We start from the raw sequence: 12,712 nt of genomic DNA on the forward strand, positions 1-12,712 counted from the left end.
AATGGCTGAGATCGTTCTCGACAAGGTGAGCAAGCGGTACCCCGATGGTGCGCTCGCGGTGTCCGAGGTCGACATCGAGATCGCCGACGGCGAGTTCATCATCCTGGTGGGGCCTTCGGGTTGCGGGAAGTCGACCACGCTGAACATGGTGGCCGGGCTGGAGGACATCTCCTCCGGTGAGCTGCGCATCGACGGCCAGCGGATGAACGAGCGCGCGCCCAAGGACCGCGACATCGCGATGGTGTTCCAGTCCTACGCGCTGTACCCGCACATGAGCGTGCGGGAGAACATGGCGTTCCCGCTGCGGCTGGCGAAGGTGCCCGACGCCGAGGTGCGGTCCAAGGTCGAGGAGGCCGCGCGCATCCTGGACCTGACCCAGCACCTGGACCGCAAACCGGCGAACCTCTCCGGTGGCCAGCGCCAGCGGGTCGCGATGGGCCGGGCGATCGTCCGCAGCCCCAAGGCGTTCCTGATGGACGAGCCACTGTCCAATCTGGACGCCAAGCTGCGCGGGCAGATGCGGACCTCGGTGTCGAAGCTGCAGAAGCAGCTGGGCACCACGACGCTGTACGTCACGCACGACCAGACCGAGGCGATGACCCTGGGCGACCGGGTCGTGGTGCTGCGCGCCGGGCACGTGCAGCAGATCGGCTCGCCGCAGTTCCTCTACGAGCAGCCGGCGAACCTGTTCGTCGCCGGGTTCATCGGCTCGCCGTCGATGAACTTCGTCCCGGTGACGCTCGAGGAGGGGCGGATCAGGGGCCCGCTCGGCGGTTTCGTCCTGTCCGACCGGGTGCGGCGGCTGGTCGAGGCCGCCGACGCCCCGCGCGAGGTGATCGCCGGGATCCGGCCGGAGCACTTCGAGGACGCGGCCCTGCTCGACGACGCCCAGAAACAGGGCGGCACCACGTTCACTGCGCAGGTCGACGTGCTGGAGTCGATGGGGTCGGAGAAGTACGCGCACTTCACCGTGGAAGGTGAGCTGGCGTCGACCTCGGAACTGCAGGAGCTGGCCGCGGACTCCGGTTCGGACGACGTCCCGGACAGCGGCGCGAACATCGTCGCCCGGCTCTCGGCGGCCTCCTCGGTGACCGAGGGCGGGAACGTCGACGTCTGGTTCTCCGCGGACAAGGTGCAGCTGTTCGACCCGTCCTCGGGCAAGAACCTGACCTACGAGGGCTGAGGTTCTCCCTCCTCGAGCCATGCATGCATGCCTGCATTCGTGCTAGCATGCATGCATGGCTCAGGTTTCATGGCGCGCGACGGATGAACTGGTGGACCGAGTGCGTCAGGTGGCCGAGCGGGAGGGGAGAAGCATGAACGAGTACATCACCCAGGTGCTCGACGCGGCCACGAATCCGGAGTGGGCGGGGGACGAGCGGCAGCGCCTGCGCGAACGCCTGGCCCGCGCGGGCTTGTTGCTGGCGCCCAGGGACCCGCGGCCGGAGCCGGATCCGGTGGCGGTCGCCGAGGCAGGCCGGGAGGCGGCTGCCCGGGGGCCGCTGCTGTCCGATCTGGTCGTCGAAGAGCGCGAACCGAGGTGAGCGCCTTCGCCGATACGTCGGCGCTGGTCAAGTTCTACGTCCCGGAGCACGGCCACGACCGCGTTCGCGCCTTGAATGCCGTGGTGGTGTCCCAGATCGCCTCGGTCGAGGTGCCGTCCGCGATCTGGCGGAAGCACCGCGTCGGCGGGCTGACGGCCACCGGCGCCCGGCGGCTCCTGTCCGCCTTCGAGGCCGACTACCACGGCACCCCGAAGCGAGCCCCGCGTTTCGAGGTCATCCCGGTGTCCCAGCTGATCTTCGATGTGGCGGCCCGGCTGACCGGCGTGCACGGCCTGCGCGGATTCGACGCCGTGCAACTGGCGACCGCCCAGCTCGCGGCCTCGGCCGATCCCGAGTGCCGCACCTTCGCCGCCTTCGACAAACGCCTGTGCGAAGCCGCCATCGGGGAAGGCTTCCACCTCCTCCCCGAAGCCTGACCTACCGAAACGGGGAACTCGCGCTACCGGAACGCGGGACTCGCGAGGAAGGCGAGCCAGGCGGCGGGCGGGTAGGTGAGGACGGGGCCGGTGGGGTTCTTGGAGTCCCGGACCGCGACGGCGGCTTCGGGCAGGAAGGCCACCTCGACGCATTCGGTGTTTTCGCCTTGGCTGTGGCTGCTCTTGCGCCAGAAGGCCACCTCGACGCACGCGGTGTTTTCGCCATGGCTGTGGCTGCTTTTGCGCCAGACTGCTCGATCCAAGTTCACGGCTCACCTCAGGTACTCAAGTCGCGGGCGAGCCGGGCGACGAGGTCTCGTGAGTCGGGCTCGCCGGGAGCGAGCTTAGCAAGCCGCTTGAACTTGGTGATCAGATCGGAAACTTGGCTTTCCTTGACCAGCTGAAGGTTTCCAGCGGCATGATCCACGTATCCGATGTCGGCGATGGTGTCCTCGGGGAAGGTGAGCACGGTGAAGGCTCCGGTCAGGCCGCTGTACATTCCGATCTGCGCGGGAACCACCTGCACGGTGATGTTCGGCAGCTCGGACATTTCCAGGATGTGGCGCATCTGGGCGGCCAGCAGCGCGGGTTCCACGATGGGCCGGACGAGCGCGGTCTCATCGACAATCGCGTGCAATGTGAGCGGGTCTTCGCCGAATAGCCGCTTGGCGCGGCCCATCCGAATCCGGAGGTTGCGGTTCTTCTCGCGAGTGTCGCCCACAGTGAACAACGCGCGGGCGTAATCCTCGGTTTGGAGTAGTCCCGGCACAGTCGCGAGCTGGAAGTTGCGGACTGTTACTGCTTCCGACTCCAGGGCGGGGTAGCTGTTGGCGGTTACGCCTTCGATGAGGTTGTGGTTGCGTTTGATGGCTTCGCGGGCGATGGCCATCAGGTGTTCCAGGTCGTCGAGGGAGACCCGGTACAGCTCGGCCATCGCGCGCACGTGCAGCGGATGCACGGTCACCGAGCCCTGTTCCGCGCGGTGCAGGCCGCTGGGGGACATGTCGAGGTCCTCGGCCGCCTGCTCGAGCGTCAGACCCGCGCGGTGGCGCCGGTCGCGCAGTTCCCGGCCCAGCTGCAGCCGCCTGATCGAAGGAACGCTGTACCGCGCCACGCAAGGACCTCCCCGTGCACCCGTTTCATGCTCGCGCGCGGAGCACTCTCGCCGCGGGAGGTGCGGCGCGGGATCCCGCACCGATCACCGGATCGGGTCACCTGCGGGTGTTGCGGAGGGTTTCGATGACGTCGTCGTCCCAGCGGTGGGTGCGGATCAGGCGGTACCGTTCGCTCGCGACCCACAGGTACGCCTCGGTCTCGGTGCGGGCGCCGATCAGGTCGGCCTGCCGCAGCATCTCGACCACGGGCACGTATTCCTCGTCGTACCAACGCTTCGCGATGGTCGGCCGGTCGAGGTAGGCGCATTCGTCCTGCATCAGCCGGAAGCCCCACGCTTCGACGTGCTCGCCGAGCTGCGCGTAGTCCCAGGGATCCGACACGAGCACCGAGGCGCGCGCCTGGCCGGTGAGCGGAACCCGTTCCAGGAACAACCGGCGGTAGTCCTTGACGATCAGGTCGCCGCGGTACCGGATCCCGCTCGGGTTCAGCTTGGTCCGCACCTCGGTCACCGAAGCCTCTATTGTGGACAGTCCCTGCGCGTAAGCGACGGAAACGCGGTGGTGGCCGTCGATGATGAAGTGCAGCTCGCCGATCCGGTACACCTCGATCGGCGGGATGCTCTCCCCGCGCCGCGCGGCCAGCGCGAGGCGTTCCCAGCGTTCCCGCACCCGGCCCGAGGTCGGCCGGAACCGGCGGTCGAAGTCGCGGCCGCGGTCCACGCTGCCCACGATCGAATCGAGCCGGATCACCCGCAGCCCGATCCGCCGCTCGCTCTGGTAGCCGAGTGCGTCCACGACCTCGTGGAACGGCAACATGATGTTCACGTCGTCGGGCTCGCGGCGCAGCCAGGTGGCCAGCCGGGAGAGCACCTGGCGCCGCCGCGCGCGCAGGAAGTCGTGCTCGGCGTCGGCCTTCGGGAACCCGGTGTCGCGACTCACGACTTCACCTCGTGCTCGGCGGGTACGTCGAACTCCATGATCTGCCGGCCCACCACGTTGCGCACCCGGGTTTCCCCCATCCGCCGGTCCGGGAGCCGCTCGCCGTACGGGTGGATGTGCCCGTGCAGCAACCATTTCGGCCGCAGCCGCTCGACCGTCCGATGCAGACACTCGAACCCGTGGTGCGGCGGGTCGTCCCGGTCGCCGACGCCGCGCGGCGGTGCGTGGGTCAGCAGCACGTCGACCCCGCGGCCGTCGCGGCGGCTTTGGCGCCCGGCCGCGCGCACCAGCCTGCGCGCGCGGCGCGCCTGCTGGCGCTCGGTCCACTGGTTCGGGCCGTCGTTGTACCGGATCGACCCGCCGAGCCCGGCGATCCGCAGCCCGGCCACGTCCACCACGCGCGCGTCGGCGTTGATCCCGCCCGCCGGGCCGGGCCAGGCGGCCGGGAAACCGTCCCGCATGGACAGCCCGCCGTACCGGGTGAAACCGCTCAGATCCGGATCGTGGTTGCCGGGGACGAACACGCAGGGAACATCCAGTGAACCGGCGAGGAACTCCAGGTACTTGTAGGGCAGATCACCCGCGCCCAGCACCAGGTCGACCGAGAACTCGTGGACGGCGGCGGTCCACAGCCGCTCGTCCACCTCGTCGGCGACCACCAGCGCGCGGAGCATGCGCCCAGGGTACGTCCTGGCTGGTCAGCGCGTGCCGTGTGCGAAGCCCGGATCCCGGGCGATGATCGCGGTGACCACCACGACCCAGACGACGGCGAACATGAGTCCCCAGAACTTCAGGTTCGTGAGCAGGCGAGGCATGGCAGAACTCCTCTCAATCGAATGGTCGGAAGAACTTCTAGAGCCAGCGGTTCTTCCGGAATATTCGATAGAGCAGCAGGCACACGCCGAGAATGACGCACATGACCATCGGGTAGCCGAACTGCCAGTGCAGCTCGGGCATGTAGTCGAAGTTCATGCCGTAGATCCCGGCGCCCGCGGTCGGCACGGCGACGATCGCGGCCCACGCGGTGATCTTGCGCATGTCGGTGTTCTGCTGGAGCGTGATCTTCGCCAGCGTGGCGTCGACCAGGGTGGTGAGCAGCTCGTCGAACCCGGCCACCCGCTCGGACACCGTGGTGAGGTGGTCGTCGACGTCGCGGAAGTAGGAGCGCACCTGGTCGGGCACCAGGCGGGTGTAGCCCTCGGCGAGGCGGCGCAGCGGGGTGGCCAGCGGCATCACCGCGCGGCGCAGCTCGAGCACCTCGCGCTTCATGAAGTAGATGGTCTCCGCGCTGACCGAGGACCGCGGCGCGAACACCTGGGTCTCCATCTCGTCGATGTCGCCCTCGATGCGCGCGGTGACGTCGAGGTAGTGGTCGACGACGTGGTCGGCGATCGCGTGCAGCACGGCCGACGGGCCCAGCCGCAGCCGCTCCGGATCGGCGTCCAGCTCGTGCCGCAGCCGGGCGAGGCCGGAGTGGTTCCCGTGCCGGACGGTGATGATGAAGTCCTGGCCGAGGAACGCCATCAGCTCGCCGGTCTCGACGATCTCGTTGGCGGTGGTCGGCGACTCGTGCTCCACGTACCGGACGGTCTTGAGCACCATGAACAGCGTGTCGTCGTAGCGCTCGAGCTTCGGGCGCTGGTGCGCCTGCACCGCGTCCTCGACGGCCAGCTCGTGCAGCCCGAACGTCTCGGCGATGCCCTGGATCTGGATCTCGTCGGGTTCGTGCAGGCCGATCCACACGAAACCGTCGCCCTGCTCGCGGACCTCCTTGATGGCGTCCATGTGCGAACAGCGCCCGGGCTGGCGCTCGCCGTCGACGTAGACGGCGCAGTCGACGACGTACGCCGAAAGGGGGACGGGGATGGGCGGCTCGACGCGCGCGGCGCGGCCGTTGCCCCGGCCTCGCAGACCGCCGAGGGAAGGAATCGCAGGCATGGCATCTCCTGGGGCTGACGTCGTGCATGGCTACGACGCGCCGAACGGATCGGGGTCCGCCCGGCACAACCAGCGTCCCGGTTCGCGCCCGGGCTACCAGTGAGAAGGCAGGCCGACCGGCGTGCGGGGAACGCTGGGACTACTAGGGAGCGGACTATCGCCACTACTCATCGTGCGTTCCTCACCTCCTCGGGTCGGCGGCTGCGACAACGTGTCATTGCTCGCGTTGACGCACTGACACCAATGGTCGAGGGTACTCCTCAACATCACCCCATGTCGTCAGAGGTCGATGTGGCGTTACCCGAGGAGGACAAATCGTGCAGTTCGGGCGGTACTTCGAGGAGTTCGAGGTGGGTGCGGTGTACAAGCACTGGCCCGGCAAAACGGTCACCGAATACGACGACCACCTCTTCTGCCTGCTCACCATGAACCACCACCCGCTGCACATGGACGCGCACTACGCGGGGGAGACCACGGATTTCGGCAAGAACGTGGTCGTGGGGAACTACATCTACTCGCTGCTGCTGGGCATGTCGGTGCCGGACGTCTCCGGCAAGGCGATCGCCAACCTGGAGGTCGAGTCGCTGCGGCACGTGAAGCCGACCTTCCACGGCGACACGATCTACGGTGAGACCGAGGTCCTGGACAAGACGCCGTCGAAGTCGAAGGACGACCGGGGCGTGGTGTACGTGGAGACCCGCGGGTACAAGCAGGACGGCACGATCGTGTGCGTGTTCCGCCGGAAGGTCATGGTGCCGAAACGCTCGTATGGTGAGACCCGCGGCGGCGAACAACCCGGCCGCCCGGTACCCCACGAGTGATCCGCACTTAGCCGACGAAGTGCGGCCTGGAGGCAGCGTGTCGATCGAGTTGGACGAGGTCAAGCGGCGGCTGCGGCGGTTCGCCGAGCGCGAGGCGCGCGGCAACTCGCCGCTGTACGACCACCTGGCGTCGCGGGCCGCCGACGATGACGAGATCGCCGGGCTGCTCACGCACGCCGCGCCCGAGGACGCGCGGGCGAACCTGCTGCTCGCGGTCGCGCACCGGCTCATCCAGGCGGATCCGATCCACCCCTTGTCCCGGTACTACCCCTCGCTGGGCGGATTCGACGGGGTGGATTCGGAGACCTGGCCGCTGTTCCGGTCGTTCCTGCTCGAGCGCGCGGACCAGGCCCGCGAGCTGATCGGCACGCGGTTCACCCAGACCAACGAGGTGCGCCGCGCGGCCCTGCTCTACCCCGGGGTCGCGCTGGCGGCGAAGGACGCGGGCGGCAAGGTCGGACTGCTGGAGGCGGGTTGCAGCGCGGGATTGCTGCTCGGGCTGGACAAGTACGGCTACCGCTACCAGTGCGACGGCGGTGAGCAGCTCGCCGTCGGCCCGGCCAAGGCCGCGGTCGGGCTGCACTGCGCGCTGGAGCTGGCGCCGGGCGCGACCGTGCCGAAGCTGCCGAAGAAACTGGCCGTCGCCGCGAAGGTGGGCCTGGACCGCGCGCCGGTGGACGCCGACGACGAGGACGAACTGGCCTGGCTCGAAGCGTGCGTCTGGGCCGATCAGGTGGACCGGATCCGGTTGCTGCGCACCGCCGCGGCCGCCCAGCGCAAGGATCCGCCGGAGTTCGTCACCGGGGACGCGGTGGACGATCTGGCCGCCGCGGCGGCCCGGGTGCCCGCCGAACTCCCGCTCGTGGTGCTCACCAGCCACGCGCTGGTCTACCTCCCCGAGCGGCGGCGCGCGGATTTCGTCGCCGCGCTGGGGGACATCGCGGCTGACCGTCCACTGTGGTGGGTCAGCCAGGGGCCCTACCAGGCCGGGCTCGCCTACGTCCTGCCCGGCCGCGACGATCTGCGCACCGAAGCGGGCGAGCCGCCGTGCGTGCTCGGCCTCGCGCACTGGTCCGGCGGCTCCATCCAGGCGAGGGCGCTCGCCCGCACGGACCCCCACGGCCAGCGCATGACCTGGCTCTAGTGGTTGTGCGGCGCCCGGCCTCTGGTGAGGATGGGGCGCCATGGACACCTGGTACACGCCGCTGACCCCGCTGGCGTTCCTGGAGCGCTCGGCCGAGGTCTTCGCGGACAAGACCGCGATCGTCTACGGCGACCGGCGCACCAGCTACCGCGAGTTCGCCGCCGAGGCGACCCGGCTGGCGCACGCGCTGCGCGCCACCGGCGTCGGACCCGGCGACCGGGTGGCCTACCTGCTGCCGAACATCCCGGAGATGCTGGTCGCGCATTTCGGCGTCCCGCTGGCGGGCGGGGTGCTGGTGGCGATCAACACCCGGCTGGCCCCCGCCGAGATCCGGCACATCCTCGAGCACTCCGGCGCCCGGGTGCTGGTGGCGGACTCCGGGCTGCACGCCTCGATCGCGCCGATCGCCGCCGAACTGGAGCTCGCGGAGATCGTCACGGTCACCGATCCGGCCTCCGGTGCCCGGCCCGATCCGGCCGTCGGCGGGATCTCGTACGCCGAACTGCTCGCGCGGGGGAGCGACGAACCGCTGCCGTGGACCGTCGAGGACGAGCGCGGCACGATCTCGATCAACTACACCTCGGGCACCACCGGCAAGCCCAAGGGCGTGATGTACCACCACCGCGGCGCCTACCTGAACGCGCTCGCCGAGGTCGTGCACTCGCGGCACACGCCGGAGTCGCGGTACCTGTGGACGCTGCCGATGTTCCACTGCAACGGCTGGTGCACGACCTGGGGAGTGACCGCGATCGGCGGCACGCACGTGTGCCTGCGCGCGGTGGACGCGGCCGAGATCTGGCGGCTGCTGGACACCGAGGGCGTCACGCACCTCAACGGCGCGCCGACCGTGCTGGTCACCATCGCGAACCACGAGGGCGCGCATCCGCTGGCCAACGAGGTCGTGGTCACCACGGCCGGGGCGCCGCCGAGCCCGACGGTGATCGAGCGGATGGCCGGGCTGGGCGCGCGGCTGGTGCACGTCTACGGGCTGACCGAGACCTACGGGCCCTACACCGTGTGCGAGTACCAGGAGGGCTGGGCGAAGCTGGACGTGGCCGCGCGCAGCACACTGCTGGCCCGGCAGGGGGTCGGCATGATCGTCGCCGACCAGATCCGGGTGGTGGACGAACAGCTGCGGGACGTGCCGCGCGACGGGGCGACCATGGGGGAGGTGGTGATGCGCGGCAACAACGTGATGTCCGGGTACTTCGCCGATCCCGAGGCGACCGAGAAGGCGTTCCGCGGCGGCTGGTTCCACTCCGGGGACCTCGGGGTGTGGCATGCGGACGGGTACATCGAACTGCGGGACCGGGCGAAGGACATCATCGTGTCCGGCGGCGAGAACATCTCGACGATCGAGGTCGAGGCGGCGATCTACGCGTTCCCCTCGGTGCTCGAGGTCGCCGTGGTGGGGGTGCCGCATGAGAAGTGGGGCGAGCGGCCGAAGGCCTACGTGGTGCTGCGCCCCGGTGCGACCCCCGACGCGGAGGCCCTGCTCGAGCACGTGCGTGGGCGGATCGCGCGGTACAAGGTGCCCGAGGCGGTCGAGTTCGTGCCGGAACTGCCGAAGACTTCGACCGGCAAGATCCAGAAGTTCCAGCTCCGCGAACGGGAATGGGCGGGGCGCGACCGCCGAGTCCAGGGTTAGGCCGACGGCAGGGCGTTCCAGTTACGGAGCGTGTCGACCAGGCCGTCGGTGAGGGCTCCCGCGTCGTCGAGCTCGGCGATCTCCGCCGCGCCGACCCAGCGCGCGTCGGCGGCGTCATCACCAGCCCGTAACCGTCCGCCCGTCACCGCGCAGCGATAGTCGAAGATCTCGTACGGACCGCGCACCACCGTGCCGACGAGTGCGCCCGGGCGCACCTCGAGCCCGGTTTCCTCGCGCAGTTCCCGGATCACCGCGGCGGCGTCCGTTTCCTCCCCTTCCACCCGGCCACCAGGCAGCGACCAGCGGCCGCGGCCCGGTTCGTTCGCGCGCTGGACGAGCAGTAGTCTGCCCGCGCCGTCGTACACGATTCCGCCTACGCACCGCACGGAATTCTGGTCGTTCACCTGCATTGGGAGAGGTTAACCGGGGTGATCCGGACCACGGTGTACACGGAGAGTAGTCGTACGGTACACTCTCAACCGGTCGCTGACCCAAGCGCGGGACTTTCCTCCCGTAACGCAGGGCGGTGCGGTACAACGTAACTGGTTGCCCTTGCAAGACAGGCGTACGCAAGAGACGGGATTGATCGTTGTGAACGCGAAAAAGCTTATCGGTATCGCGGCAATCGCGTTGGTTCTGTTTTTCGTGATCGCCCAGCCTGGACAAGCAGCGGGTCTTGTCAACAACATCATCGGCTTCCTGCGGGATTCGGCGGAATCGGTGATCACATTCGTCCGCAACGTGTTCAGCTGATCGACGGATAGTCTCCGGGTATGTTCGCCCCACGCGACCCCGACGAGTACCTGCTCGACACCGAGCGGCGGGTCATCCGGATCCGCCGCCATTGGGCGTACCTCATGTGGGACAGCTTCGAAGCGGTCGCCCTCATCGCGATCTGCGTGATGGTGTCCTACCTGCTCCCGCCGTCGATGTGGGTGCTGCAGAACGTGCTCTGGTACGCCGCGTTGCTCGTCGTGTTGCGTTACGCCTACCAGGTGATGGAGTGGTGGGTCGAGCGCCTGGTGGTCACGGACAAGCGGTTCGTGATGACCACCGGGGTGTTCACCACCAAGGTGCTGATGATGCCGATCAGCAAGGTCACCGACCTCACCTACGAGCGCACCTGGAACGGCCGGATGCTGGGCTACGGCACGATGGTCGTGGAGTCCGCCGGTCAGATCCAGGCGCTGAACCGGATCGAGTACCTGCCCCGCCCCGAGGAGTTCTACGACACGATCTCCGAGCTGGTGTTCGGCGACAAGCAGAAGCAGGCCGAGCGGTTCTCGATGATCAAGGCCCAGCGCGCCGCGCGCGGCAAGAAGATGGTCGGCTAGAACGTGTTCTCGCTTGACGGTCGTTCCACCTGGTAGAGACTGGTCGGGGGCGGTCGGCAAGAATGGGTCCGATGCGCATCGATCTGCACACCCATTCGAACGTCTCGGACGGCACCGACACCCCCGCCGAGCTGGTCGCCGCCGCGGCGCGCGCCGGGCTCGACGTCGTCGCGCTGACCGACCACGACACCACCGCGGGCTGGGCTCGTGCGACCGAGGCACTGCCGCCCGGGCTCACGCTCGTGCCGGGCGCCGAGCTGTCCTGCGTGTCCCACCGGGACGCCGGATACGGCATCAGCGTGCACCTGCTGGCCTACCTGTTCGATCCGGATTCGCCCGCGCTGGTCACCGAGCAGCTGCGGCTCCGCCTCGAGCGGCGGACGCGCCTGCACGCGATGGCCGTGCGGATGGCCGCCGACGGGTTGCCGATCGACGCGGACGAGGTGCTCGGCCTGCTGCCGGAGGACGCCCCCGCGGGTCGCCCGCACCTCGCGCAGGCACTGGTTCGCGCCGGGCTGGTGGAATCGGTCGACCAGGCGTTCGCGGAGTACCTCGGCCACGGCCGCGGCTACTACCTGCCGCGGGAGGACACCCCGGTGGAGACGGCGATCGACATGATCGCCGACGCGGGCGGGGTCACCGTGCTCGCGCATCCCTTCGCGTACTCGCGCGGCGCGACCGTTTCCGCCGCCACGATCGCCGAACTCGCCGACCGCGGCCTCGGCGGCGTCGAGGTCGACCACCCCAACCACGACGAGGAGGCCCGCGCGAAACTGCGCGGGCTGGCCGACGAGCTCGGGTTGCTGAAGACCGGGTCCAGCGATTACCACGGCACCAACAAGACGATCGGCCTCGGCCAGGAGACCACGGACCCGGAGGTCTTCGAGGCGATCGTCGAACGGGCGACCGGCGCCCGGGTCCGGACGGGCTGACCGGTGGCGCTGACCGACTTCTTCGAACCGAAGCTGTTCATGGAGGCGACCATCACGCTGGTCGTCATCATGGACCCGCCGGGCACGGTCCCGGTTTTCCTGAGCCTCACCGGGCGCAAGTCGCCCGCGGTCCGGGCGCGGGCGGCGCGGCAGGCGGTGCTGGTGTCGCTGCTGGTGATCTCGCTGTTCGCGGTGGCGGGCCAGGCGATCCTGTCCTACCTCGGGATCGGGATCCCGGCGCTGCAGGGGGCGGGTGGCCTGCTCCTGCTGCTCATCGCGCTCGACCTGCTGACCGGGAAGGGCGGCAGCGAACCCGAGGTCGCCGACGACGTCAACGTGGCGCTGGTGCCGCTCGGCACGCCGCTGCTCGCCGGACCGGGCGCGATCGCCGCGACGATCGTGTTCGTGCGGCAGGCGGAGGGGCGGCTCGGCGCGTACGTCGCATTGGCGCTGGCGATCGTCGCGGTGCATTTCGTGCTGTACACGTGCATGCGGTACTCGGGCGTGGTGATCAAGCTGATCAAGGAAAGCGGGATCACGCTGCTCGCGAAGATCGCCGGCCTCCTGCTCGCCGCGATCGCGGTCGAACTGGTCGCCAACTCGGTGCGCGGCTTCATCGCGGGCGCCTGACCCCGGCCACCCCCTGGCCGCGACGCGGAAGCAGGAAGGGACCTTCGCTCACGTATTTCTGTAGTAAAGGTCCCCCGCTCCGGTTTCGCGGCAGCGAAGGTCCCCCGCTCACGAACTTGGAGCGAACTTGGAGCAAAGGTCCCTCGCTCTCGGTTAGCCGTAGCGAATGTCCCTTGCTCCAGGCGAGCGATAGCAAAGGTCCCTCGCTGCCGGATCGGTGCCCCGGGGGC

The 12,712-nt window shown here is 69.1% G+C and carries 16 protein-coding genes; 10 read left to right on the forward strand and 6 right to left on the reverse strand.

All coding sequences use genetic code 11. From position 1 onward, the window contains the following. Position 1 precedes the first annotated feature (1 nt). Genes FXO23_RS15535 through FXO23_RS15545 form a run of 3 tightly spaced genes read left to right on the forward strand, consistent with a single transcriptional unit; the run spans position 2 to position 1,981 of the window. Positions 2-1,183, forward strand: a complete 1,182-nt coding sequence (locus FXO23_RS15535) for an ABC transporter ATP-binding protein (RefSeq protein WP_158885358.1) — start codon at positions 2-4, stop codon at positions 1,181-1,183. A 55-nt stretch (positions 1,184-1,238) separates the two neighbouring features. Then, positions 1,239-1,544: an Arc family DNA-binding protein gene (locus FXO23_RS15540; RefSeq protein ID WP_158885360.1), complete on the forward strand. Its 306-nt coding sequence runs from the start codon at positions 1,239-1,241 to the stop codon at positions 1,542-1,544. Continuing rightward, the gene (locus FXO23_RS15545; RefSeq protein ID WP_158885362.1) at positions 1,541-1,981 is read left to right on the forward strand and encodes a type II toxin-antitoxin system VapC family toxin; all 441 of its coding nucleotides are present in this window, start codon (positions 1,541-1,543) and stop codon (positions 1,979-1,981) included. Before FXO23_RS15540 ends, FXO23_RS15545 begins: the two co-directional genes overlap by 4 nt. A gap of 23 nt (positions 1,982-2,004) precedes the next feature. On the opposite strand, the gene FXO23_RS15550 is transcribed toward FXO23_RS15545, so the two are convergent. From FXO23_RS15550 to corA, 5 genes are all read right to left on the reverse strand, one after another. Beyond that, positions 2,005-2,244, reverse strand: a complete 240-nt coding sequence (locus FXO23_RS15550) for a DUF397 domain-containing protein (protein ID WP_158885364.1) — start codon at positions 2,242-2,244, stop codon at positions 2,005-2,007. Positions 2,245-2,258: 14 nt separating this feature from the next. Continuing rightward, the gene (locus FXO23_RS15555; RefSeq protein ID WP_158885366.1) at positions 2,259-3,095 is read right to left on the reverse strand and encodes a helix-turn-helix domain-containing protein; all 837 of its coding nucleotides are present in this window, start codon (positions 3,093-3,095) and stop codon (positions 2,259-2,261) included. A gap of 97 nt (positions 3,096-3,192) precedes the next feature. Continuing rightward, positions 3,193-4,035 (reverse strand): chromosome partitioning protein ParB, encoded by an 843-nt coding sequence (locus FXO23_RS15560; RefSeq protein WP_158885368.1) that lies wholly within the window; start codon positions 4,033-4,035, stop codon positions 3,193-3,195. Further along, positions 4,032-4,709 carry a metallophosphoesterase family protein gene (locus FXO23_RS15565; protein ID WP_158885370.1) on the reverse strand — a complete coding sequence of 226 codons (678 nt, stop codon included), beginning with the start codon at positions 4,707-4,709 and terminating at the stop codon, positions 4,032-4,034. The genes FXO23_RS15560 and FXO23_RS15565 overlap by 4 nt, the downstream gene beginning before the upstream one ends. 178 nt (positions 4,710-4,887) lie before the next feature. Continuing rightward, a complete protein-coding gene (gene corA / locus FXO23_RS15570; protein ID WP_158885372.1) occupies positions 4,888-5,973 on the reverse strand; it encodes a magnesium/cobalt transporter CorA in 1,086 nt (361 codons plus the stop codon). 317 nt (positions 5,974-6,290) lie between these two features. On the opposite strand from corA, the gene FXO23_RS15575 reads away from it, so the two are divergent. The 3 genes from FXO23_RS15575 to FXO23_RS15585 are packed head-to-tail and all read left to right on the forward strand — an operon-like array spanning position 6,291 to position 9,586. Further along, on the forward strand, positions 6,291-6,794 hold the full coding sequence (locus tag FXO23_RS15575; RefSeq protein ID WP_158885374.1) for a MaoC family dehydratase: 504 nt from the start codon (positions 6,291-6,293) through the stop codon (positions 6,792-6,794). Positions 6,795-6,831: 37 nt separating this feature from the next. Further along, positions 6,832-7,938 carry a DUF2332 domain-containing protein gene (locus tag FXO23_RS15580; RefSeq protein WP_179956777.1) on the forward strand — a complete coding sequence of 369 codons (1,107 nt, stop codon included), beginning with the start codon at positions 6,832-6,834 and terminating at the stop codon, positions 7,936-7,938. A 40-nt stretch (positions 7,939-7,978) separates the two neighbouring features. Next, the gene (locus FXO23_RS15585) at positions 7,979-9,586 is read left to right on the forward strand and encodes an acyl--CoA ligase family protein (RefSeq protein ID WP_158885378.1); all 1,608 of its coding nucleotides are present in this window, start codon (positions 7,979-7,981) and stop codon (positions 9,584-9,586) included. Here the strand turns inward: FXO23_RS15585 and FXO23_RS15590 are convergent. Next, the gene (locus tag FXO23_RS15590) at positions 9,583-9,996 is read right to left on the reverse strand and encodes an NUDIX hydrolase (protein ID WP_158885380.1); all 414 of its coding nucleotides are present in this window, start codon (positions 9,994-9,996) and stop codon (positions 9,583-9,585) included. The two genes, FXO23_RS15585 and FXO23_RS15590, sit on opposite strands and share 4 nt — an antisense overlap. Positions 9,997-10,177: 181 nt before the next feature. On the opposite strand from FXO23_RS15590, the gene FXO23_RS15595 reads away from it, so the two are divergent. From FXO23_RS15595 to FXO23_RS15610, 4 genes are all read left to right on the forward strand, one after another. Next, positions 10,178-10,339 carry a hypothetical protein gene (locus FXO23_RS15595; RefSeq protein WP_179956778.1) on the forward strand — a complete coding sequence of 54 codons (162 nt, stop codon included), beginning with the start codon at positions 10,178-10,180 and terminating at the stop codon, positions 10,337-10,339. A gap of 20 nt (positions 10,340-10,359) precedes the next feature. Then, positions 10,360-10,920, forward strand: coding sequence for a PH domain-containing protein (locus tag FXO23_RS15600; RefSeq protein ID WP_158885382.1), 561 nt, complete (start codon positions 10,360-10,362; stop codon positions 10,918-10,920). A gap of 71 nt (positions 10,921-10,991) precedes the next feature. Further along, the gene (locus FXO23_RS15605) at positions 10,992-11,852 is read left to right on the forward strand and encodes a PHP domain-containing protein (RefSeq protein WP_425484864.1); all 861 of its coding nucleotides are present in this window, start codon (positions 10,992-10,994) and stop codon (positions 11,850-11,852) included. 3 nt (positions 11,853-11,855) lie between these two features. After that, positions 11,856-12,482: a MarC family protein gene (locus tag FXO23_RS15610; protein WP_158885386.1), complete on the forward strand. Its 627-nt coding sequence runs from the start codon at positions 11,856-11,858 to the stop codon at positions 12,480-12,482. Positions 12,483-12,712 lie beyond the last annotated feature (230 nt).

This window comes from Amycolatopsis anabasis (assembly GCF_009765355.1).
Taxonomy (GTDB): Bacteria; Actinomycetota; Actinomycetes; order Mycobacteriales; family Pseudonocardiaceae; genus Amycolatopsis; species Amycolatopsis anabasis.